This window comes from Enterobacter sp. 301B, from assembly GCF_003850715.1.
Lineage (GTDB): Bacteria > Pseudomonadota > Gammaproteobacteria > Enterobacterales > Enterobacteriaceae > Enterobacter > Enterobacter intestinihominis.
Genome location: NZ_PQTC01000013.1, coordinates 17,766 through 40,553 on the forward strand (window position 1 = coordinate 17,766; position 22,788 = coordinate 40,553).

General features: G+C 53.8%; 23 protein-coding genes. 10 read left to right on the plus strand and 13 right to left on the minus strand.

Translation table 11 applies throughout. From position 1 onward, the window contains the following. Window positions 1-237 precede the first annotated feature (237 nt). Together C3451_RS15095 and C3451_RS15100 are read right to left on the minus strand one after the other, a co-directional pair. On the minus strand, window positions 238-990 hold the full coding sequence (locus tag C3451_RS15095) for a DNA-binding transcriptional regulator YciT (RefSeq protein WP_022648316.1): 753 nt from the start codon (window positions 988-990) through the stop codon (window positions 238-240). Between the two features lie 37 nt (window positions 991-1,027). Then, complete coding sequence (locus tag C3451_RS15100; protein ID WP_022648315.1) at window positions 1,028-1,210, minus strand: hypothetical protein; 183 nt, start codon at window positions 1,208-1,210, stop codon at window positions 1,028-1,030. A 191-nt stretch (window positions 1,211-1,401) separates the two neighbouring features. Here C3451_RS15100 and C3451_RS15105 point away from each other — a divergent pair, with 191 nt between their 5' ends. Further along, on the plus strand, window positions 1,402-2,271 hold the full coding sequence (locus C3451_RS15105; protein WP_022648314.1) for a crotonase/enoyl-CoA hydratase family protein: 870 nt from the start codon (window positions 1,402-1,404) through the stop codon (window positions 2,269-2,271). Here C3451_RS15105 and pdeR read toward each other — a convergent pair. The 5 genes from pdeR to C3451_RS15130 all read right to left on the minus strand — a co-directional run bounded on the left by pdeR (window position 2,268) and on the right by C3451_RS15130 (window position 9,097). Beyond that, the gene (pdeR, locus tag C3451_RS15110) at window positions 2,268-4,256 is read right to left on the minus strand and encodes a cyclic di-GMP phosphodiesterase (protein ID WP_038416158.1); all 1,989 of its coding nucleotides are present in this window, start codon (window positions 4,254-4,256) and stop codon (window positions 2,268-2,270) included. The two genes, C3451_RS15105 and pdeR, sit on opposite strands and share 4 nt — an antisense overlap. A 206-nt stretch (window positions 4,257-4,462) precedes the next feature. Continuing rightward, complete coding sequence (locus C3451_RS15115) at window positions 4,463-6,397, minus strand: exoribonuclease II (protein ID WP_023306386.1); 1,935 nt, start codon at window positions 6,395-6,397, stop codon at window positions 4,463-4,465. Window positions 6,398-6,485: 88 nt separating this feature from the next. After that, window positions 6,486-7,472 carry an oxidoreductase gene (locus C3451_RS15120; protein WP_023300250.1) on the minus strand — a complete coding sequence of 329 codons (987 nt, stop codon included), beginning with the start codon at window positions 7,470-7,472 and terminating at the stop codon, window positions 6,486-6,488. A 153-nt stretch (window positions 7,473-7,625) separates the two neighbouring features. Further along, window positions 7,626-8,414 (minus strand): enoyl-ACP reductase FabI, encoded by a 789-nt coding sequence (fabI, locus tag C3451_RS15125; protein WP_045621568.1) that lies wholly within the window; start codon window positions 8,412-8,414, stop codon window positions 7,626-7,628. Between the two features lie 281 nt (window positions 8,415-8,695). After that, a complete protein-coding gene (locus C3451_RS15130; protein WP_038416155.1) occupies window positions 8,696-9,097 on the minus strand; it encodes a RidA family protein in 402 nt (133 codons plus the stop codon). Between the two features lie 133 nt (window positions 9,098-9,230). Here C3451_RS15130 and C3451_RS15135 point away from each other — a divergent pair, with 133 nt between their 5' ends. Beyond that, on the plus strand, window positions 9,231-9,821 hold the full coding sequence (locus C3451_RS15135; protein ID WP_022648309.1) for a TetR/AcrR family transcriptional regulator: 591 nt from the start codon (window positions 9,231-9,233) through the stop codon (window positions 9,819-9,821). Here the strand turns inward: C3451_RS15135 and sapF are convergent. From sapF to pspF, 6 genes are all read right to left on the minus strand, one after another. Then, complete coding sequence (gene sapF, locus C3451_RS15140; protein WP_003856838.1) at window positions 9,818-10,624, minus strand: putrescine export ABC transporter ATP-binding protein SapF; 807 nt, start codon at window positions 10,622-10,624, stop codon at window positions 9,818-9,820. The two genes, C3451_RS15135 and sapF, sit on opposite strands and share 4 nt — an antisense overlap. 1 nt (window position 10,625) lies before the next feature. Beyond that, window positions 10,626-11,618 carry a putrescine export ABC transporter ATP-binding protein SapD gene (gene sapD, locus C3451_RS15145; protein ID WP_003856840.1) on the minus strand — a complete coding sequence of 331 codons (993 nt, stop codon included), beginning with the start codon at window positions 11,616-11,618 and terminating at the stop codon, window positions 10,626-10,628. Further along, window positions 11,618-12,508: a putrescine export ABC transporter permease SapC gene (gene sapC, locus C3451_RS15150; protein ID WP_006810824.1), complete on the minus strand. Its 891-nt coding sequence runs from the start codon at window positions 12,506-12,508 to the stop codon at window positions 11,618-11,620. The genes sapD and sapC overlap by 1 nt, the downstream gene beginning before the upstream one ends. Then, the gene (gene sapB / locus C3451_RS15155) at window positions 12,495-13,460 is read right to left on the minus strand and encodes a putrescine export ABC transporter permease SapB (protein WP_022648308.1); all 966 of its coding nucleotides are present in this window, start codon (window positions 13,458-13,460) and stop codon (window positions 12,495-12,497) included. The genes sapC and sapB overlap by 14 nt, the downstream gene beginning before the upstream one ends. Then, on the minus strand, window positions 13,457-15,097 hold the full coding sequence (gene sapA / locus C3451_RS15160; protein WP_045621571.1) for an ABC transporter substrate-binding protein SapA: 1,641 nt from the start codon (window positions 15,095-15,097) through the stop codon (window positions 13,457-13,459). Before sapA ends, sapB begins: the two co-directional genes overlap by 4 nt. Before the next feature lie 88 nt (window positions 15,098-15,185). Beyond that, the gene (pspF, locus tag C3451_RS15165) at window positions 15,186-16,178 is read right to left on the minus strand and encodes a phage shock protein operon transcriptional activator (RefSeq protein ID WP_162882544.1); all 993 of its coding nucleotides are present in this window, start codon (window positions 16,176-16,178) and stop codon (window positions 15,186-15,188) included. Window positions 16,179-16,329: 151 nt separating this feature from the next. On the opposite strand from pspF, the gene pspA reads away from it, so the two are divergent. The 8 genes from pspA to C3451_RS15205 all read left to right on the plus strand — a co-directional run bounded on the left by pspA (window position 16,330) and on the right by C3451_RS15205 (window position 22,788). Next, complete coding sequence (gene pspA, locus C3451_RS15170) at window positions 16,330-16,998, plus strand: phage shock protein PspA (RefSeq protein WP_022648305.1); 669 nt, start codon at window positions 16,330-16,332, stop codon at window positions 16,996-16,998. 49 nt (window positions 16,999-17,047) lie between these two features. Beyond that, the gene (gene pspB, locus C3451_RS15175; RefSeq protein WP_022648304.1) at window positions 17,048-17,272 is read left to right on the plus strand and encodes an envelope stress response membrane protein PspB; all 225 of its coding nucleotides are present in this window, start codon (window positions 17,048-17,050) and stop codon (window positions 17,270-17,272) included. Continuing rightward, window positions 17,272-17,631: an envelope stress response membrane protein PspC gene (gene pspC, locus C3451_RS15180; protein ID WP_006810819.1), complete on the plus strand. Its 360-nt coding sequence runs from the start codon at window positions 17,272-17,274 to the stop codon at window positions 17,629-17,631. Before pspB ends, pspC begins: the two co-directional genes overlap by 1 nt. A 12-nt stretch (window positions 17,632-17,643) precedes the next feature. Beyond that, entirely contained in the window at window positions 17,644-17,868 is a 225-nt protein-coding gene (gene pspD / locus C3451_RS15185; protein WP_006810818.1) for a phage shock protein PspD, read from the plus strand. A gap of 184 nt (window positions 17,869-18,052) precedes the next feature. After that, window positions 18,053-19,750 carry a sugar phosphorylase gene (locus C3451_RS15190; RefSeq protein ID WP_063139068.1) on the plus strand — a complete coding sequence of 566 codons (1,698 nt, stop codon included), beginning with the start codon at window positions 18,053-18,055 and terminating at the stop codon, window positions 19,748-19,750. Between the two features lie 13 nt (window positions 19,751-19,763). Next, on the plus strand, window positions 19,764-21,056 hold the full coding sequence (locus tag C3451_RS15195; protein ID WP_045621575.1) for an ABC transporter substrate-binding protein: 1,293 nt from the start codon (window positions 19,764-19,766) through the stop codon (window positions 21,054-21,056). Window positions 21,057-21,077: 21 nt separating this feature from the next. After that, window positions 21,078-21,959, plus strand: coding sequence for a sugar ABC transporter permease (locus C3451_RS15200; protein ID WP_063139069.1), 882 nt, complete (start codon window positions 21,078-21,080; stop codon window positions 21,957-21,959). Continuing rightward, window positions 21,946-22,788 carry a carbohydrate ABC transporter permease gene (locus C3451_RS15205; RefSeq protein WP_003856865.1) on the plus strand — a complete coding sequence of 281 codons (843 nt, stop codon included), beginning with the start codon at window positions 21,946-21,948 and terminating at the stop codon, window positions 22,786-22,788. Before C3451_RS15200 ends, C3451_RS15205 begins: the two co-directional genes overlap by 14 nt.

Sequence of the window (22,788 nt, forward strand, 5' to 3'; positions counted from 1 at the left end):
CACGGAAAGGAATGCACTTTAAGTATAGACAATATCCATACTTAAATTCTGTTCCCGTGAAAGCTGGTCGCGCAGGCGTTACATCATCACGCAGGTGATAGTCACTTCCTGTTATATCGCTAATATTAATTTTACGTGTTTAGAACAGTTTCAACAGGTAAAAACTCTTAAAGGAAGGGTCGGAATACTCTCAGAGAAAGGTTTAAGTGCGCCCATTATTCGGGCGCAGCAGGATAATCAGGCCGTTTTTTTCACAATATCGACAGTCAGGCCGTCTTGTTCTAATTGCTGGCGATATTCATCGCGTAAACGCTCATCCGTGATCACACGGCTGAAGCGCGAAGCCGGACCCATCGTATAAGGGTGTACGGCGCCAAACTTAGAGCTATCGGTCAGCACAATCGCTTCACACTCTTTGGCGAGTACGGCGTTCACCACGTCTGAACGCATCATGTCGCGACCGGTAAAGCCGGTGTCGGGCTGCCAGCCGTCAATGCCAATGAATGCCTTACTGAAGTGAACCTGCTGAACATATTGACGCGTTAATGGCCCCACCATGCTTTCGCTTTTCTTCTGGTAAATGCCGCCCAGCAGAATGACCTCGCAGCGAGTTTCCTTCAACAGATGGGCGATATAGCTGCTTACGGTAATGATGGTAACGTCTTTTTGATCGGCAAGCGTGCGCGCCAGAAGGGCGTTACTGCTGCCATTTTCAATAAAGACGGTCTCACCGTTATTCACTAAGGATGCAGCAAACTCCGCCAGTTCCCGCTTGAGCGCAAAATTGTTCATCATGCGGGTTTCAACGTCGTCGCTGTCCAGTGGAACGGCATATCCGTGCGCACGCCGCAGGTAGCTCTGTTTTTCCAGAAGATTCAGATCCTGACGAATGGTGACTTCAGAAACGCCGGTAGCTTTAGCGAGATCGACTACGCTTACGCGTCCCTGATCGATCACCATCTGCAAAATGATTTGTTGTCGGGAATTCATAGCATCCATTTAAAAGGCAAGGGCGAAAACGACGTGGTTACACTTCCCACGGGGCTTTTGGTTGAGTGGATTCTGATGCGTTATCAGTGCCGTTCTCAGCCAGCAGTTCAGACTTGAGGATCTCAAGATTACGGATAGCAGAGTGATAATCGCCCGCGACAAGAATATCCAGCACAGTATCAATACGCTGTGCCACGGCTGTTGCATCAATGTTAGACATAAGCTCACCCTGAAGCGAAAAGTTAATATTATCAATGATGCAGAAAATTGATTCAAAAGAGAAGGTAAAAAATGCAATAACCAAAGTTCATAAATGAAAGTGACAAATTTAACCCCCGTGTGCTGCGGGTTGTAGGGGTGGATTAGTCTAAAACTGCGCGCAACGCGCTTTTTTATAAGAGGAATTCGACTATGACAGTTATCAACCAGACAACCTGCACATTGTTTACTGATGCCGAACGATTCACTCAACTGGCGGCTTATTATGAGGCCGAACGGCGCACGGTGTGGATGATGTTACGTGCCACGCCACGGCCTTGCTTCAATCATGCGCTGATCGAGGAGATCATGAATCTCTCCTGGCTGGTTCGCCAGTCCGGATATGTCGTTGATTTTTGGGTCACCGGATCGCTGGTCCCTGACATCTACAATACCGGCGGTGATTTACAATTCTTCGTTGAGTGCATCAAAAACAACCGACGCGAAGCGTTACGCGCCTATGCCCGGGCCTGTGTGGACTGCGTTCATGCCGCCTCACGAGGGTTCGATACCGGTGCTGTCACGCTGGCGATGGTGGAAGGAAGCGCGTTAGGGGGCGGGTTTGAAGCCGCGCTCGCGCATCATTTCATTCTGGCCCAGCGCGATGCCCGATTAGGCTTTCCGGAAATCGCGTTCAATCTGTTCCCGGGCATGGGCGGTTATTCACTGGTGGCGCGTCGTGCCGGCATGAAAATGGCAGAGGCGCTGATCTATAAAGGTGAGTCGCATACGGCGGAATGGTATGAACAGCACGGTCTTGTGGATCTCTTATTCGAGCCGTTACAGAGCTATGTTTCGGTACGGACGTTTATCGACACGCTACAGCCGAAGCTGAACGGCGTAAGGGCCATGCTGCGCGCGCGTACGCGTGTTCTGCCACTTCCGCGAAGCGAGTTGATGGACATTACCGAGGATTGGGTGGATGCCGCCTTCTGTCTTGAACCGAAGGATATCGCCTACATGGAGCGGCTGGTTATGCTGCAAAATCGCCATCAGGCGACGGGCTTACGCAAAGCCAGCTAACGGACATTCCTGGCCTGATAGCGCTTTAGCCATCGCTCGAATGCGGCTGCGGGCATGGGCTTAGCAAAAAGAAAACCCTGCCGTTCGTTGACGCCATTCTTCGTCAGAAAGGCGTCTTCTTTTGCACTCTCCACCCCTTCAGCAATGACCTGCAGATTCAACGCCTGTGCCACGGCGACTATCGCGCGCACCAGCGACTGTGAAATGGACTGCTTATGGATATCCCGGACGAAGGACTGGTCAAGCTTGATGGCGTCGATAGGGAAGCGCGCCAGCTGCGACAGGGAAGAGTACCCCGTACCAAAGTCATCAAGGTGAATTTGCGCCCCCAGGCGGCTAAATTGCTGGATCACTGACAGGGCCAGCTCTTCATTTTCGATGAGACAGCTTTCGGTCAATTCCACGTCAATCGGGCAGTATTCAAAATTCAGGTCTTTCAGCGCCTGCTTCAGGTCACTGAAGATGGTCTGATCCGCCAGCTGACGGGCGGAAACGTTGACCGCGACGCGCAGGTTGATCCCTTTGTCGCGCCATTTTGCCACCTGGCGCACCACATCGAGCATAACCCAGCGGCCAAGGGGCACTATCAGCCCTGACTCTTCCGCATAGGAGATAAATTCCATCGGCGGGATCAGGCCACGCTCTGGTGACTGCCAGCGCACCAGCGCCTCCAGACTTCTGACTTCGCCGCGCCAGGTCATTTTTGGCTGGTAGTGAATTAACAGCTGATCGTTATCCAGCGCTTTACGCAGGTTGGTATCCAGCCATAGATATTCAAATACGCGCTGGTTCATCTCTGGCGAGAAGACGCAGAATTTACCCCGGCCATTTTCCTTGGCGGTGTACATGGCGGTGTCGGCATTGCGAATGACGCTTTCCCGATCGTTACCGTGCTGGGGCGCAAGCGCGATACCAAGCGAGCAGCCGGTGTAAACCTCAATCAGCCCGATGCGGAAAGGCTGCCGCAGTCGGGTCAGAATGCGCGACGCCATAGCTTCCAGCGCGCCCTGCGACGTATCGGTGGCCATCACGATAAACTCATCCCCACCCAGGCGCGCCAGGGTTTGTCCGTCGTCCAGGCAACTCAGGATCGCCAGCGCAACGGCCTGTAGCAGCTGGTCGCCAAACATATGCCCATAGGCATCGTTCACTTTTTTAAAGTTATCCAGATCGAGATAAACCACGCCCACCTGCGTTTCACCCCGGGAGGTGATGGCGTCGGAGATCAGCTCATGGATGGCATTTCGGTTAGGCAAACCGGTAATCGTATCCGTATTGGCGAGAACGCGCAGGCGCTCCTGGGCCCGGCGCTCTTCCGTGATGTCGGTACCTGAACAGATGAGGAAAATTTCATTTTTCCCGCTGCCGCTGTGAACGAATTTATTTCTGAAGAGAAACAGGCGTTGCCCCTTGCGGGTCTTGATCCAGCGTTCGACTTCGTAGGAGCTGCCGTTACGAAAAAAACCGGTGATGTTGCGTTTTGAGGCCGCGGCTTCGCTGCGGCTCATGAACAGTTTAAACACGTTTTGCCCGATGACTTCCTGTTCCTTCAGGCCCGTATATTCTTCACTTAGACGGTTGAAGCGCTGAATATTCCCGTTCTGGTCGAGGATGACAATTACGGAGTTAGCTTCGGACACCACCTGTTCGGCGAAGGAGAGTCCCTGCGCCAGATCGCGCGCCACGGAAGGCGTGTCGTTCCATGCTGATGCCGTTCCCGCCCACTCATTTTTGTTAATTTTACGACCGACAAGATGGACGGGAACGTCCACACCATACAAGGGAAGGGTCATGGCAATGCTGGACGTGATAACGGTGAGCTGGCGAATCAGAGCGGCCTGCTCATCGTCCAGCGCAACCACCTGAACGATTTCAGCGCTTTCACTGGCAGCAAGATGCAGAGCATTGCTGTCTGCTGTTAGTCGCCACCAGGGGCTATGCGTACCCATGTAACGAAACAGCAAATTCTGCTCCAGATCGTCCATCCCGTTTTCTCCCGCGGCTGCTGAGTAGCGCACAAATTATTCATTTGCAGTCGACTATGACGGCTCTTTTTACTGTAGATAATTCTGGCGAAATGTGGCGGTAGGAAACAGAAAAGTGTGAGAAAAAACGATGATTTTGCGAGAGATAATACTGGGGAGAACTCCCGGCCATCCCTGAACGGAACGGCCGGGAGTCTACGCGGTTATCAGGCGACAGGGCGCGCGATAATGCTGCGGGTTTCCATGCGGACTTCAGCGATGTTTACATCAATCACGTCAGTGACTTTGTAAACCGTTTCGCCTTTAATTTGCACGGTCCCGTTTTCCTGGCTACAAACCAGTTCGTCGCGAACGGCATGCAGGAACGGGGCAGGAATAAAGGCAACGGCGCCATTATCCACCAGACGCACGCGCATACCGCCGCGGCTGATGTCAATGATTTCAGCCGGGAAACGGGTGTCAGTCCCTGCCTTATCATTCAGGAAACGCGCGTACAACCAGTCGCCGACATCACGCTCCGCCATACGGTTCAGACGGCGACGCTCTGCCATCTGCAACGTAGTCTCATCCTGTGGGCGGGCAACAGATTCCCCTTTGATGATCGCTTTCAGCAGACGATGGTTAACCATGTCGCCGTACTTACGGATCGGGGAGGTCCAGGTGGCATATGCCTCAAGACCGAGACCGAAGTGCGGGCCTGGCTCGGTGCTGATTTCCGCAAAGGACTGGAAGCGGCGAATGCGGCTGTCAAGGAAACCTGACGGCTGTGCGTCCAGCTCGCGGCGCAGCTTGCAGAAGCCTGGCAGGGTCAGCACCTCTTCCGGATCGACGTGGACGTCATGGGTCTTGAGCAGGGCGGCCAGCGCTTCGGTGTTAGCCGGGTCAAAGCCGGTGTGCACGTTGTAAATGCCAAAGCCTAACTTGTCGCGCAGCACGCGTGCGGCGCAAATGTTGGCGGAGATCATCGCTTCTTCAACGATACGGTTGGCAATACGGCGTGGCTCGGCGACGATGTTGAGCACTTCGCCTTTTTCCCCCAGCACAAAGCGGTAGTCCGGGCGGTCCTTAAATACCAGGGCGTGGGTCTGGCGCCACTCACTGCGGCTCTGGCAGACGCGATGCAGCAGACGAATTTGCGCAGCGATATTATCGGATTCAGGCTTCCAGCTGCCGGTATTTTCCAGCCAGTCGGACACGTTGTCATAAGCCAGTTTAGCTTTGGATTCGATGGTGGCGGCGAAGAATTCGATATCTTCTTCAATGGTACCGTCAGCCGCGATGGTCATGCGGCAGGCCAGTACCGGACGCACTTCATGGGGACGCAGGGAGCAGAGATCGTCGGAAAGCTCGCGCGGCAGCATCGGGATGTTGAAGCCCGGCAGGTAGTTGGTGAACGAACGCACTTTGGCCATTTCGTCCAGCTTGCTGCCTTCGACAATCCATGCGGTAGGGTCGGCGATGGCGACGGTCAGATGCATTTTGCCATCCGCTGCCTCTTCGGCATACAGCGCATCGTCCATATCCTCGGTGCTGGCGCTGTCGATGGTGACAAAGTCCAGCGCTGTCAGATCGCGACGCTCAAGACCTTCGTCCTGCATTTTGGTCGCGACGCCATCCGGCGCTTCTTTTTCGAGGTTGTGGCGCGCCAGCGTCACCCACCATGGGACGAAATGGTCGTCGCCAAAGGTGATGAACTGGGTCAGCTCGGCGTAGAAACCGCGATCGCCTTTTAAAGGATGACGGCGCATTTCGGCAACCGCCCAGTCACCCTCGACAAAGTCATGCTCAACGTCACGCGCGGCGCGGCAAGGGATGGCATCTTTCAGGAGAGGATGATCCGGTACGATAGAAAGACGATCGTCTTTTTTATGCACTTTCCCGACAAAGCGGGTCAGGAAAGGTTCGATCAGTGCTTCCGGCTCGGCAGACTCTCGTTCCTTTTCGGTATGAATAACGGCCGAAATGCGGTCGCCATGCATCACTTTCTTCATCTGAGGAGGCGGAATGAAGTAGCTCTTCTGTCCGTCAACTTCAAGAAAGCCAAAGCCCTTTTCCGTGGCTTTTACGACCCCTTCTGCACGGGGCGTCTGGGAATGTAGTTGCTGTTTAAGCTGCGCTAGCAGCGGGTTGTCCTGAAACATAATGTTCTATTTTCGTAGCCATTGAGCGGCTGACAGTTTTACGCGATTCTCACTGCTACAGCAAGCGCTCTTTAGGTAAAGCGTGTGGTTATTCCTCTTTGCCAAGCGCCACGCGAAGACGGTCCAGCCAGCCATTAAAAGCGCCGTGGGTTAACAGGTTAATTGCCTTGCCCGGTGGGATACCGGCCTCCGTGAGAGGCGTTAACTGGGCGGCGCTAAAACGATCGGGAGACGTAAGCAGCAGCGTATGGGCGGCTGAGAGCGATGCAGATGGCTGGGCTTCGCTTTGTGGGTGGTTAACCAGTATCTCGCCCGTCAGATTCAGCAGCATCGGCTCATGGCAGAGAACCGGCGTGAGCGCTGAAAGCGCAGGTTCGGCCTGCCAGCGTGAGAGCGCCTCAAGTTGAACCGCACTGGCATATTTTAGTTCGACTACGGGCTGGGTGGCTGTCCATCGGGTAAAGCTCAGCGGTAGTGTATGGGGCTGAATGTGGTGTCCCGGTAGCCAGCGTACCGGATGGCCAAGCAGCGCCTGAAACACTGCAACCGCCCGCGCCTGAAAACCAGTAAAGCCGATGATCTGGTTGATAAGCACAATGTCATACGTTGTCAGTCCCACCTCATCAAGCTGAGTTTGCGCTTTATCGTCAATGACGTCCGGAGAGCTCGCCAGCTGGCGGGCATACTGAGTGATTTCTGCAAGGCGTCGATTGCTTTCCCGGGAAGAGTCGGGGCCCGGAAGGGGGGCGAGGAGCGCCGCGTAGTGGTTACAGAGCCGCTGGACGCCACACGCCTGGGAAACCGTCAACGCCGTGCTCAGTCTGTCGTAGGCGCTAAGCGTGTGCAGACGGTTTACGGGAGTATCGAGCGGGAATAAGAGGCGGCACAAGGTTCGGGCTGGCGTAAGCCACCCACAACAGCTTGCGGCAATGTCGTCAGGTAGGGCTAAATCGAGCAAAAAACGATCGTCGACGTTAGCGGCTTCAGGCACCAGCGGCAGAACGTCCGTCTGCGAATGATTCGACTGGGTTTCGTGATACCAGTGGCCTTTGCCGGAAAAACGGCGTTGTTCCATGGGCGTTCCTTGATCTCAAAATGGCGATCAATATCCTGGCGTAAGGCGGATGAGGGGAAAAATATTGTTAGGTGATAACAAATAGCAGAACGGAATAACGAAGTGCGGGGAGGGGAGAAAACTCTCTTCCCAGGCGGGAAGAGAGTAACAGACTTATTTGATTTCCAGCTCGTTCATGGCAGCGATGTTGAAGCCGCCGTCCACGTGAACCACTTCGCCGGAGATACCTGAGGAAAGGTCAGAGCACAGGAATGCCGCAGAGTTACCCACATCTTCGATGGTAACGGTACGACGAATCGGGGTAACCGCTTCGCAATGTGCCAGCATTTTACGGAAATCTTTGATCCCGGAAGCGGCCAGAGTACGGATTGGACCCGCAGAAATTGCGTTAACACGCACGCCTTCAGGACCCATTGCGTTCGCCATATAGCGCACGTTGGCTTCCAGAGACGCTTTCGCCAGACCCATAACGTTGTAGTTAGGGATAGCGCGTTCTGCGCCCAGGTAGGACAGGGTCAGCAGGGCTGCGCCCGGGTTCAGCATCGCGCGGCAGGATTTTGCCATCGCAACGAAGCTGTAGGAGCTGATGTCATGGGCGATTTTGAAGCCATCACGGGTAACCGCGTTCACGTAGTCGCCGTCCAGCTGATCGCCCGGAGCGAAGCCGATGGAGTGAACGAAACCGTCGAATTTCGGCCATGCTTTAGCCAGTTCAGCAAACATGCCATCAATGCTTTCGTCTTGTGCAACGTCACATTCCAGAACAATGCTGGAACCCAGCTGCGCGGCAAATTCTTCAACACGGCCTTTCAGCTTGTCGTTCTGGTAGGTGAACGCCAGCTCAGCGCCTTCGCGATGCATAGCCTGTGCGATGCCGTATGCGATGGACAGTTTGCTGGCAACGCCAGTTACCAGAATGCGCTTACCGGAAAGAAAACCCATAGCTTTAATCCTTATATTCATTGCTTATTTTGCCTTGTAATTCATAGCGTTACAGGCAGTATTTCAAAATCATTCGAAATTAGCTCGAAATTATAGCCCACTCACAGCCCCTTGTGTCACGATATTTCTCGCTCACGTGCCGTGACTGGGCGCACGAAAGACGTTGAACTGACTCTTTATCAGGCTATTTCGTGTGTATTCCAGCAGTATATCACCGGGGGCTGGGTTCGCCTCATCCAACCAGAGGTTGGCCAGAAGCTTCACGCTAAGACGGCCGGATATTAATTCGCTGGCGAGGGGATTCGGGCAATAACCTTAATTTCAAAATCAAATCCGGCCAGCCAGTTAACGCCGATAGCCGTCCAGTTTGGGTAAGGTGGCTGCGGAAACGCCAGTTTTTTCACCTCCATGATGACGGGGAACTGGTTTTCTGGATCGGTATGAAACGTCGTGACATCAATCAGATCGTCAAAAGTGCATCCTGCGGCGGCCAAAGTCGCGTGTAAATTATCGAATGCCAACTGCACCTGAGCGGCGAAATCAGGCTCAGGCGTGCCATCGCTGCGGCTGCCGACCTGACCGGAAACAAATAACAGATCGCCAGAGCGAATGGCAGCCGAATAGCCATGCTCATCATAAAGGGCATGTCGATTGGCAGGGAAGACAGGATTACGTGGATGCATGGCATTTCCTTTTCTGTCAGAGGCGTTGTTGTGGTTACTTAAGAGAAGTAACATACGCAATGTATGTGAAAAAAATGTAATTCACATACGCCGCGTATGTCAAATTAAAAATATCGCTTTTATAGGAAGTTCTATGGCTACAAAACGTCGTGCTGAAACAGCTCAGGAAAATCGCGAAAAATTGATTCATGCGGCGCGAAAGGCGTTTGCTGAGAAAGGCTTTGCTGCAGCGTCGATGGATGAACTGACGGCAAGCGTGGGGTTAACGCGCGGTGCGCTGTATCATAATTTCAGAGATAAGAAAGGGTTACTGGCGGCGGTGGTCGCGCAGATAGACAGCGAAATGGCGGGCAACGCGAAAGCCGTTGCCGCGGCCACAGACGATGATTGGGAGAGACTGCTGGCGGAAGGCATCGCCTACATCAACATGGCGCTCGTTCCGGAAGTTCAGCGTATCGTGCTTCTTGACGGTCCGGCCGTTCTGGGCGATCCGGCGCAATGGCCCAGCCAGAACAGCTGTCTTGAGTCGACCCGCCAGACCATCGAAAAATTAATCGAACGCAACGTGCTTAAAAAAATGGATGCGAAAGTCGCAGCCCATCTGTTGAACGGCGTTGCGCTGAATGCTGCCTTGATGATTGCCGCGAGTGACGAGCCGCAGAAGACGCTGCCGCATGCCATCGAGGTGTTTACTCTGCTGGCAAGCGGGTTACGCAACGGCTAACGATCTTTCCGCCACGCATCGGCCGTCAATGCTTCACCAAAGTGTCCGGCAATCAGGCGTTTTGTCAGGTCGTGGAGCGGGGAGGCCAGCACGTCAGCGGTACTGCCGCGCTCAACGACTTCACCCTGGTGCATCACCAGCACCTGATCGCTGATGTGCTTCATCATGCCCAGGTGCTGAGTCACGTAGATATACGATATCCCCTGCTTTTCCTGTAGCTCCAGCATCAGGTTGATGAGTTGCGAACGCATCGACATGTCCAGCGACGCCAGCGCTTCGTCGGCGATAATGACCTTCGGGCGCAGGATCAGCGCGCGGGCCAGTCCGAGACGCTGTTTTTGGCCCGGGGCCAGCATGTGGGGGTAATAGCTGACATGGTCGGGCAGGAGACCTACCAGACGCAGGGTTTCGACAATACGTTTGCGACGCGCTTCCGGCTCCAGGTCGGTATTCAACCGCAGCGGGAAATCCAGGATCTGCGAAATACGCTGGCGCGGGTTGAGGGACGTTGACGGATCCTGAAAAATCATCCGAATGCGCTGGCTGCGGAAAGAGTAGTCACCAAATTCCAGAGGATGATCGTCAATCAGTATTTCACCGCCGCTTGGCTCAACCATACCCGCGAGCATTTTTGCCAGGGTCGATTTGCCCGAGCCGTTTTCACCGATAATCGCCAGCGTCTGCTTTTCGCGCAGCGTAAAACTCAGCGGTTTAACCGCCTCGACGGTCTGACGGTGAAACAGGCCGGTGCGATAGCGAAAGGTCTTACTCAGGTTACGCACTTCCAGTAAGGTTTCGACCATTTCACTCTCTCTCCATGTTCAGCGGGAAATGACAGGCAAACAGATGATTTTTCGGCCCTGTCAGGCGCGGTGTTTCAATGCATTTACGCTGAGCATACGGGCAACGCGGACCCAGACGGCAGCCAATGGGCAGCGATTCCAGCAGCGGTATCGCGCCAGGCAGAGTATTCAGACGGCTCTTGTGTGGCATTGCGCTGCCGAAATCAGGGATCGCCCTGATCAGCGCCTGCGTGTAAGGATGATGCGGCGTCGTCACCAGGTCTTCACTTGGCGCGGTTTCTACCGTTTGTCCGCAATACATCACGTCAATTTTATCCGCCCACTTGCTCAACATTTGCAGGTCATGGCTGATCAGCAAAATGGTGGTGTTGTTATTCTGGTTCAGACGCGTGAGCAGGCGGAAAATCTGCGCCTGAGTCGTTGGCTCCATCGCGTTCGTCGGTTCGTCCGCAATCAGCAGACGCGGCTGATTGGCCAGGGCGATAGCAATCATCACTTTCTGGCATTCACCGTCGGTCAGTTCGTAGGGGAAACTGCGCATCGCGTCTTTATGGTCTTTGATCCCCACACGGTGCAATAGCTCAATGGCACGGCGTTTACGCCAGCCGAAACGCTGCCACCAGCGGCCTTTATAGGTCCAGCCGGGGATATTCTGCATTAGCTGTTTCCCGACGCGCTCGGACGGATCGAGACAGGATTGCGGCTCCTGAAAAATCATCGAGACGTTATGGCCCACCAGTTTACGGCGTTCGCGCGGGGAGAGACGCAACAGATCGATGTCGTCGAAACGCATACGGTCGGCGGTCACCCGCCAGTTGTCCTTCGCCACGCCGCAAATGGCTTTGGCGATTAGACTCTTACCGGAACCCGATTCGCCCACCAGCCCGCGTATTTCGCCCTCTGCGAGCGTAATACTGATGCGATCCACCGCTTTAACCCAGCCTTCGCCCGTTTTAATTTCGATCGTGAGGTTGCGGATATCAAGTAACGGCATTATTGCACCCCCGCATTGATTGCGCGGCGGATCCCGTCGCCAAGCAGGTTAACGAGCAGAACGCTCACCATAATGGCCGCGCCCGGCAGCATGACCGTCCACGGCGCAACGTAAATCAGCTCCAGCGCATCGCCGAGCATTGCGCCCCATTCCGGGGAGGGGAGCTGTGCGCCCAGGTCCAGGAAGCCCAGCGCTGCGATATCAAGAATCGCCATCGACAGGGCGCGGGTGATCTCCGTCACCAGCCCGGCGGCAATGTTAGGCAGCACGGCAAACCACAAAATATTAAACGTGGTGGCACCGTCCAGACGGGCGGCGACGACATACTCTTTCTCCAGTTCGTCGTGAACCAGGCTGTAAACCGATCGCACCATGCGGGGCAGAATGGCCAGCCAGACGGCGAACATCGCATGTGTGAGGTGCGGCCCCGCGAAGGCCACGACGATAATCGCCAGCAACAGCGAAGGAATCGAGAGCAAGGTATCAAGAATATGATTGAGCACGGCAGACCGCAGCCCATGGGTAGAGCCGGCAAAAATGCCCAGCGCAAGGCCGCATATCGCGGCGGCCAGGGTGACCACGAACGCGCCGCCTACCGTAGGTGCGGCGCCGCTCAGTAAACGACTTAGCACGTCGCGTCCGAGATCATCAGTCCCCAGGAAGAACGAAACCTCCCCGTAACGCGACCACGATGGCGGTAAAAGCTGATAACCAAGGAACTGCTGATCGATGCCATACGGGGCAAACCACGAACCAAAAACACACAGCAACACGAGGCCAATGCAGCCGTAAAAGCCGATCATCGCCGTGGTGTCGCCGTAGAAATTACGCCACACGGTGCGTAGCGCACCAGGCGTGCGCTTTTCGCTGTAGACGTTATCGTAAGGCATACCATTCCTTATGCTTCAACGGGTTGGCCATGGCACCCAAAATATCGGAAACAACGTTAACAATAATAACCAGCGAGCCAATCACCATCACTCCGGCGGAGATCGCAGCGTAATCCTGCTGGCGAATGGCGTTGATCATCCAGCGTCCAAGGCCCGGCCAGCTGAAAACCATCTCGGTGATCATCGCCAGCGTCAGCATGGTTGAGAATTGCAGCCCAAGCCGTGGGATTACCGGCGGCAACGCATTGTGCAGCACATGGCGACGTAGAATCGTCAGGCGAGACAGTCCGCGTGTGGCGGCGGCTTTCACATAGTTTTGATCGAAGACTTCGATAGTGCTGATGCGCATCAGGCGGATCACTTCGGTCGTCGGTGCGACAGCCAGCGTGAGCACTGGCAGCACCATATGGCGCAGGGCGCTCACGATCATTTCGTCGCGCCAGACTGAATCGGAAAGCCAGGCGTCAACGATGGCGAAGCCGCTCACCGTTTGCACGTTATATAGCAGGTCGAAACGGCCAGACACCGGAAGCCAGCCTAACGTCAGTGAGAAGAAGAGGGTAAGCAGCAGCGCCAGCCAGAAAACAGGGATGGAAAAGCCAATTAAGGCAAGCGCGCTGATGAATTTATCCTGCCATTTATTGCGATAAATTCCCGCCAGCATCCCCACCGGGATCCCCACCATGAGGGCAAAGCCAAAGGCGAGTATACACAGCTCCATGGTGGCCGGGAAAACCATCTTCAGCTGCTCAGAGATGAGCTGTCCGTTGATGCTGGACACGCCAAAATCCCAGTGCAACAGGCCGTTAAACCAGAACAGCCAGGCGTCCCAGAGGGATGAGCCCTGAAGCGGGGCGTGCGGCGTAAAGTAGCTAAGGCTAAAGCCGACAAAGGTCAGGAAGAACAGGGTGACCAGCAGTAACAGCAGCCGCCGCAAGGTAAATATAATCATGGTTTTTTCACCTCTTGTTCTTTCTCACGAGTCACGCCCGCGAAGGAGGCGTTACCAAACGGGCTGAGTACCAGCCCTTTTATATCGTAACGGTAGGCCTGAAGGCGCAGGGAAGAGGCAAGCGGCAACACGGGAAGCTCTCTGGCCAGAATATTTTGCGCTTCATCGTAGGCCTCAATGCGTGAAGCAAGCTGTTGAGATGAGAGGGCTTTTTGCAGCACAGCATCAAATTCCCGGTTACACCAGTGCGCGTAGTTGGTCTGGGAGTTGATCGCCGCACAGCTCAGCAGCGGACGGAAGAAGCTGTCCGGGTCGTTACTGTCGGTAGACCAGCCAGCCAGCGTTAAGTCGTGATTCATGTCCATCAGACGCGCCTCCTGGAAACGGCCTTCGACAGGAACGATGATCACCTTCACGCCCACCTGGGCCATATCTGCCTGCAACAGTTCGGCGGTTTTCAGCGGGCTAGGGTTCCACGCCTGAGAGCTGGTGGGTACCCACAGCTGAAGCGTCAGGTTTTCTGCCCCCAGTGCTTTAAGCTGTTCGCGCGCTTTCGCCGGATTATATTCCGTGATCTTCGCCTCGCCGTCATAGGCCCAGGAGGCGCGGGGCAGAATAGAGGCGGCGGTTTCCGCGGTGCCGTAATAAATCGACTGCATCAGACGCTGATTGTTGATCGCTAACGCCAGCGCATGGCGCACGGCCGGATTATTCAGCGGTGGCTTATCGGTGTTAAACGCCAGATAGGCGATGTTCATTCCCGGGCGTAGGGTCAGGCGCAGGCGGGGGTCGTCGCGCAAAATAGTCAACTGGCTGGCCGCAGGCCACGCAAGGACGTCGCACTCACCGGTCAGCAGTTTGGAGAGGCGGCCTGTTCCACCTGAACCCAGATCAACAATAACCTGCGGCATCAGCGGTTTGCCGCGCCAGAAATGATCGTGTCGTTGCAGGCGAATGTATTGTCCGGCGCGGTACTCAGCTAACTGGAAGGGTCCTGTGCCCACAGGCTCACGATCGAGACGTTCCTGACGATCCTTTTTCGTCAGCTGATCCGCGTATTCGGCTGACATGACGGACGCGTAGTGCGTCGCCAGGTGCCAGAGGAAGGAGGCGTCCGGGCGCGTCAGGCGAAACTCAACCGTGCGGTTATCCAGCTTACGAACGCTTTTGACCGAGTCCGCGAATTGCAGACTGTCGAAATAGGGGAAGTTCCCGCCATTAACGTTATGCCACGGATGATTGCGGTTGAATATGCGCTGGAAGGTGAAAACCACGTCATCCGCGTTGAGCTTGCGGGTTGGGGTAAACCACGGGGTGTGCTGAAAAGCCACATCATCGCGTAGACGGAAGCGGTACGTGGCGCCGTTATCAAGCACTTCCCAACTTTCAGCAAGCTCAGGAACCAGCCGATAGGTATAAGGATCGACGTCGAGCAGGCGATCGTAAATCTGTGCGGCCAGCGTATCAACAATCACGCCGCTCCCCGCCTTTTGCGGGTTAAAGGTATCAACTTGCCCGCTGACGCAATAGACGAAACCACTATCACGAATATCAGGAGGCGCAGTACGATCGGGCGCAGCAAAGGCCAGATTGCTGAACAGACCGAGTGCAAACAGGGATGATAAAACCAGGCGCATAGTTTTTAAGGTTTTTAGATTCGATCTGCAAAGTGTATCGCACTTACGCCTGCTTCGTAAAAATGTCTGGGGGTAAGTGCTGATAATGTCAGCGCATTTGATGTTTTTTGAGCAATGCCCTTAACTGATGGTAGGTCAGACCCAGCAGTTCAGCTGCCCGTTTCTGGTTATATTTCGCCTCTTTCAGGCTCCGTTCCAGCAGTTGCTGCTCCTGCTGATGCTGGAACTGGCGTAAATCGAGCGGCAACGCCGGATCATGCTGGCGCGCCGCCGGAGCAAGGGGCTGTTTAACCTCGCGCCGAAACGGATCGAGAATAATGTTGTCCAGTTCGGTCTCGCTGCTGCCATGACGGTAAACAGACCGTTCCACCACGTTTTTCAGTTCACGGATATTCCCCGGCCAGTGGTAACCGAGCAGGGTCTCGGTAGCCTGTTCGCTGAAGCCCGGAAAGAGCGGCAGGCCCAGTTCCCGGCACATCTGAATGGCAAATTGATCGGCCAGCAGCATGATATCGCTGCGTCGCTCACGCAGCGGCGGCAACTGGACGACATCGAAAGCCAGCCGGTCCAGCAGGTCGGCGCGGAATTTATCTTCTGCAACCATCGCGGGCAGATCGGCGTTAGTGGCGCACACCAGGCGAACGTTAACCTGAAGCGGCTGACTTCCGCCAACGCGTTCCAGTTCGCCATACTCAATGACGCGCAGCAGCTTTTCCTGTACCAGCATTGGCGCGGTCGCCAGCTCGTCGAGAAAGAGCGTTCCGCCGTCGGCACGTTCAAAACGACCGGGGTGCCGTTTTTGTGCGCCAGTAAACGCGCCGGCTTCATGACCGAAAAGCTCCGTGTCGAGCAAATTTTCATTCAGCGCCGCGCAGTTAAGCGAAATAAAAGGCCCGTCCCAGCGGCCAGACAGAAAGTGCAGACGGTTAGCGATAAGTTCTTTACCCGTTCCGCGCTCACCGATAATGAGCACCGGTTTATTCAGCGGCGCCAGGCGCGATACCTGCTCAAGCACTTCCAGGAAGCTGTTTGCCTCGCCAAGCAAATTGTCTTTATATTCAGCCATGATGAAATTAACCACTCCTTAGTGATATTCACCAAGTGAGAATAGCCGCTGGATGGATAAATATCAATCACACCCAGTAAAATCAATAAGATAAAAAGTTGGCATGGGATTTGTATTAACTACTCAGCAGGGCATCGCCCGATAACAGAACTATGAGGATTGAATTATGGGTATTTTTTCTCGTTTTGCCGACATCGTGAACGCCAACATCAACTCGCTGCTGGAGAAAGCAGAAGATCCGCAGAAGCTGGTGCGCCTGATGATTCAGGAGATGGAAGACACGCTGGTTGAAGTACGCTCCACCTCCGCCCGCGCGCTGGCAGAGAAGAAGCAGTTAACGCGTCGTATCGAGCAGGCGACTGCCCAGCTTAACGAGTGGCAGGAAAAAGCTGAACTGGCGCTGCGCAAAGATAAAGAAGATCTGGCCCGCGCTGCGCTGATTGAGAAGCAGAAGCTGACCGACATGGTGGCCACGCTGGAACATGAAGTGACGCTGGTGGATGATACTCTGACGCGTATGAAGAAAGAGATTGGTGAGCTTGAAAATAAACTCAGCGAAACCCGTGCACGTCAACAGGCGCTGGCGCTGCGCCACCAGGCTGCAAGTTCGTCCCGCGACGTGCGTCGCCAGCTGGACAGCGGCAAACTGGATGAAGCGATGGCGCGTTTCGAATCGTTCGAACGTCGTATCGACCACATGGAAGCGGAAGCCGAAAGCCACAGCATCGGTAAGCAGAAAACCCTGGATCAGCAGTTTGCTGACCTGAAAGCCGATGATGAAATTAGCGAGCAGCTGGCGGCGCTGAAAGCCAAAATGAAGCAAGACCACCAATAATAAATCCTGCGGCACCTGAGCGTGCCGCATCGCAAGACAAGGAGTACACATGAGCGCGCTTTTTCTGGCAATACCCCTGACAATTTTCGTGCTGTTTGTTCTGCCCATCTGGTTATGGCTGCACTACAGCAACCGCTCTTCTCGCGGGGAGCTGTCGCAAAGCGAGCAACAGCGGCTGGCGCAGCTCTCTTCTGAGGCAAACAAAATGCGCGAACGTATTCAGGCGCTGGAAGCCATCCTGGATGCGGAACACCCGAACTGGAGGGAGCGTTAATGGCTGGACTAAATCTGAATAAAAAACTGTGGCGCATCCCGCAGCAGGGCATGGTTCGGGGCGTTTGCGCCGGGCTGGCACACTATCTGGATGTCCCGGTAAAACTGGTACGTGTGGTCACTGTATTGTCGATTTTCTTTGGCCTGGCCTTTATTACACTGGTGGCTTACATCATTCTGTCGTTTGTACTTGATCCGATGCCGGAGGGTGAGCTGGATGCGGAAAACACGCCAACCAGCAGCGATCTTCTTAACGCGGTGGATGAACAGCTGAGCGCAGGGGAGAAGCGATTGCGCGAGATGGAACGTTATGTCACCTCCGATACCTTTACGCTGAGAAGTCGTTTCCGTCAGCTTTAAGAGAGAACTTACATGAAACAAAACTGGCAACAGGCCGGTCAGAAGGTAAAACCCGGCCTGAAAATCGCAGGTAAACTGGTTCTGATGACGGCGTTACGTTATGGTCCGGCTGGTGTGGCGGGCTGGGCGATCAAGTCTGTTGCCCGTAAGCCGGTCAGAATGTTGCTGGCGGTCGCCCTGGAGCCGTTGTTACAAAAACTGGCAAAACGCGTTTCACGTCGCTACTTTTCACGCTAATCCCGCTCATATAAGCCCTTTCTCGCGCTGAGAGAGGGCATGAATTCCCCCTCTGCTTTTTCTCTTTCTTTGCGGCAGCTCACATTACTGCGTTGCGCTGCTTTGAGAATGCCTTTTTCAGCCCCCAGGTCCGTTGACAGATATTTTTCATGGGAGTAGATTGCCACTCCGTGGGACCGCTACCATGGAAAATAATGTGAACGCAAAAATTAAATACCTTATCAATCATATTTATGGTGAATCATTTTCAGATGCACACCTTGACGTGTTATTAACTAAGCTTCAACAGGCGGCGGTTAATATTACGGAGAAGCGTAAGTCAGGCTGGGATGAAAAAGATGTTGTTCTGATTACCTATGCCGATCAGATCTCCACGAAAGGGGAGAAAGCATTGCCGGTATTTACCCGGTTCTATAATGAGTGGCTTTCTCGTACTTTTTCTCATGTCCATCTTTTACCTTTCTATCCGTGGTCATCAGATGATGGTTTTTCCGTTATTGATTATCATACCGTTGCACCTGAAACGGGAAACTGGCGCGATGTCGCGGAATTAAAACAGTCAGCCAGCTTAATGTTTGATTTCGTTTGCAATCATATGTCAGCGAAAAGCGAATGGTTTGCTAATTATCTGGCGCAGAAGCCTGGTTATGAAGATTTCTTTATTTCTGTCGACCCGGAAACCGATTTATCCGCGGTGACGCGCCCACGCGCTTTACCGCTGTTGACGCCGTTTACGCTTAATGATGGCAGCGTTCGTCATTTATGGACTACATTCAGCGATGACCAGATCGATCTCAATTTCGCCTCGCCGCAGGTGCTGATTGCAATGGTTGACGTTCTGCTCCATTACCTCATGGAAGGGGCGCGTTATATTCGTCTGGATGCGGTCGGGTTTATGTGGAAAATCCCGGGAACAACCTGCATCCATCTGGAACAAACCCATTGCCTTATTCAGCTGTTCCGCGCCATTACGGACGCCGTGGCACCTGGAACGGTGATCATTACTGAGACAAATGTTCCGCACAAAGACAACATCTCTTACTTCGGTGATGGTGAAAACGAAGCCCAGATGGTCTATCAGTTTTCCTTACCTCCGCTGGTGCTGCATGCCGTTCATCGTCAGGATGTGAAAGCACTTTGCCAATGGGCGGGGTCGCTGGCACTGCCTTCTTCACACACTACATGGTTTAATTTCCTGGCCTCGCATGATGGTATCGGTTTGAATCCGCTGCGCGGCATTCTTCCGGAATCAGAGATCCTCTCGTTGGTCGAAAATCTTCAGCAGGAAGGCGCGCTGGTCAACTGGAAAAATAATCCTGACGGAACGCGAAGCCCTTATGAAATTAATGTCACCTATCTTGATGCGTTAAGTTTACAAGACAGTTCAGATGAGGAACGTATTGCACGGTTCCTCCTCGCGCATGCTGTGTTGTTAAGTTTCCCAGGCGTCCCGGCTGTTTATATTCAGAGCATTCTTGGTTCGCGGAACGATTATGAAGGCGTCGAACGCCTCGGATATAACCGCGCGATTAACCGGAAAAAATACACGGCGGGGCAGCTTGATAGCGAACTGAATAATAAGAAGAGTATTCGTTATCAAATTTATTCTCGTTTGAGTGAGCTTATCGCTATTCGTCGCGGCGAGAGGGCGTTCCATCCGGATAGTCAGGTTGCTTTCGACGCAGTGGGTAAACAAATTCTTAAAATTATTCGTGTTGCTGAAAATGGCGAGCGAATTACAGCATTATTTAATTTTAGCAATAAAATGCAGACCGTTTATGAACAAACGCTTTCTGGTAAGGAGTTATTATCAGGACAGGATATTAGCGGTACGGAGCTGATCCTCAATCCATGGCAGGTAATGTGGATTAAAGAAAACTAAAAAGGACCCTAAAATGAAAATGCCAAAAATTGTGCTGTTATCAGCACTGGTTTCGTGCGCCCTGTTATCAGGCTGTAAGGACGATAAAGCATCTCAGGTCACCATTGAGTTTATGCACTCGTCGGTAGAACAGGAGCGTCAGGCCGTTATCACGAAATTGATTGAAAAATTCGAGAAAGAGAACCCGTCGATTACGGTGAAGCAGGTACCCGTTGAAGAAGATGCCTACAACACCAAGGTAATTACCCTGGCTCGTACCGGTGCGCTGCCGGAGGTGATTGAGATCAGCCATGACTACGCCAAAGTCATGGATAAAGAGCAGTTGCTGGATCGTGACGCCATCGGCCGCGCCGTCAAGGCGGTGGGCGAGGAGACATTTTACGACGGTATTTTACGCGTTGTTCGCACGGAAGATGGCAGCGCATGGACCGGGGTGCCGGTTAGCGCCTGGCTGTCCGGCGTCTGGTATCACAAAGATGCGCTCGCGGCAGCGGGGATCGAGGAACCGCACAACTGGGAACAACTGCTGAAAGCCAGTCAGGCGCTCAACGATCCGGCGAAAAAACATTACGGTATCGCGCTTCCAACCGCAGAAAGCGTCATGACGGAGCAGGCTTTCTCGCAGTTTGTTTTGTCGGGCGGCGCCAATGTCTTTGATGCAAACGGCAATGTGGAAATCGATACCCCTGAAATGTCGAAAGCGCTGGCATTTTATAAGGCGCTGGCCGCGAACACCATGCCGGGTTCGAACGATGTCATGGAGATCAAAGACGCCTTCATGAACGGTTCTGCGCCTATGGCCGTTTATTCTACCTATATCCTGCCCGCGGTCTTCAAAGATGGCAATCCGGCCAACCTGGGGTTCGTGGTCCCGACGGAAAAATCATCAGCCGTGTACGGCATGATCACTTCGTTGACGATCACTACCGGCCAGACCGAAGAGGAAACGCAGGCCGCCGAGAAATTTGTCACCTGGATGGAGCAGGCTCAGAACGCCTCTGATTGGGTCATGATGTCTCCGGGCGCCGCGCTACCGGTCAATAAACTCGTAGTGGGCACAGATTCCTGGAAAAACAACGACGTTATCAAGGCCTTTGGTCAACTGCCTTACGAGCTGATTGCGCAGTTCCCGAACGTCCAGGTGTTTGGTGCCGTGGGCGACAAGAACTTTACCCGCATGGGAGATGTTACCGGGTCCGGCATTATCAGTTCCATGGTGCATAACGTGACGGTGGGACAAAAAGATCTCAGTGCGACGTTAAGCAACAGCCAGAAGAAGCTGACTGACCTGATATCACAACGATAGGAGCGCTTTGCGAAGGGAATTATGAAGACGTTGTTTTCTTGTCGTTCAGATATGCCTTTCGCCATGCTGCTGTTGGCCCCCAGCCTGATTTTGCTGGGGGGCCTGGTGGCCTGGCCAATGATTTCTAACATTGAAATCAGTTTTTTACGTTTACCGCTGAATCCGCGTATTGATGCGGTGTTCGTCGGTCTGGATAACTACATTCGCATCCTGGGCGATGCTGCGTTCTGGCACTCCCTGTGGATGACGTTCTGGTATACGGCGCTGGTGGTGATCGGCAGCACCGGACTGGGGCTGGCCGTAGCGATCTTCTTTAACCGTGAATTCCGCATGCGGAAAACGGCACGTTCACTGGTGATACTGTCCTATGTGACGCCGTCTATTTCACTGGTATTTGCCTGGAAATACATGTTCAACAACGGCTACGGAATTGTGAACTATCTTGGCGTTGATCTGCTGCATCTCTACGATCAGGCGCCGCTGTGGTTCGATAACCCTGGCAGCAGTTTTGTCCTGGTCGTGCTGTTCGCCATCTGGCGTTACTTCCCGTATGCCTTTATCTCGTTCCTCGCGATTCTACAGACCATTGATAAATCCTTGTACGAAGCGGCAGAGATGGACGGGGCGAATGCCTGGCAGCGTTTTCGTATCGTGACGTTGCCCGCCATCATGCCGGTGCTGGCCACGGTGGTCACGCTGCGCACCATCTGGATGTTCTACATGTTTGCGGATGTTTATCTGCTCACCACCAAGGTCGACATTCTGGGCGTATATCTCTACAAAACCGCCTTTGCGTTCAATGACCTGGGTAAAGCAGCCGCCATTTCCGTTGTGCTGTTTGTGATCATCTTCGCTGTCATTCTGCTGACCAGAAAAAGGGTAAACCTCAATGGCAACAAATAAACGCGTTCTGGGCCGTATCGGTTTTTATCTGGGACTGGCGGTATTCCTGATTATCACGCTGTTTCCGTTTTTTGTGATGCTGATGACATCGTTCAAAAGCGCGAAAGAGGCGATCTCACTGCACCCGACTATCCTGCCGCAGGAGTGGACGTTACAGCACTACATCGACATCTTTAACCCGCTGATTTTCCCGTTTGTGGATTATTTCCGTAACAGCATGGTGGTGTCGCTGACCTCCTCGGTCATTGCGGTGTTTCTCGGTACGCTGGGCGCTTATGCGTTATCCAAACTGCGCTTTAAAGGGCGCACGACGATCAATGCGAGCTTCTACACCGTCTATATGTTCTCCGGGATCCTGCTGGTAGTGCCGCTGTTCAAAATCATCACCGCGCTCGGCATTTATGACACCGAACTGGCGCTGATCATCACCATGGTGACGCAGACGTTGCCGACTGCGGTCTTTATGCTGCGCAGCTATTTCGACACTATCCCGGATGAGATAGAAGAAGCCGCGATGATGGACGGCCTGAACCGCCTGCAAATCATCTTCCGCATCACCGTGCCGCTGGCGATCTCGGGTCTGGTGTCAGTCTTCGTTTACTGCTTCATGGTGGCGTGGAATGACTACCTGTTCGCCTCCATTTTCCTGTCCAGCGCCAGCAACTTCACGTTGCCGGTGGGGCTGAACACGCTCTTCAGTACGCCAGATTACATCTGGGGTCGCATGATGGCGGCATCGCTGGTGACGGCACTGCCCGTTGTCATTATGTATGCCCTGTCTGAACGTTTTATTAAAAGTGGTTTGACCGCCGGCGGCGTAAAGGGCTGA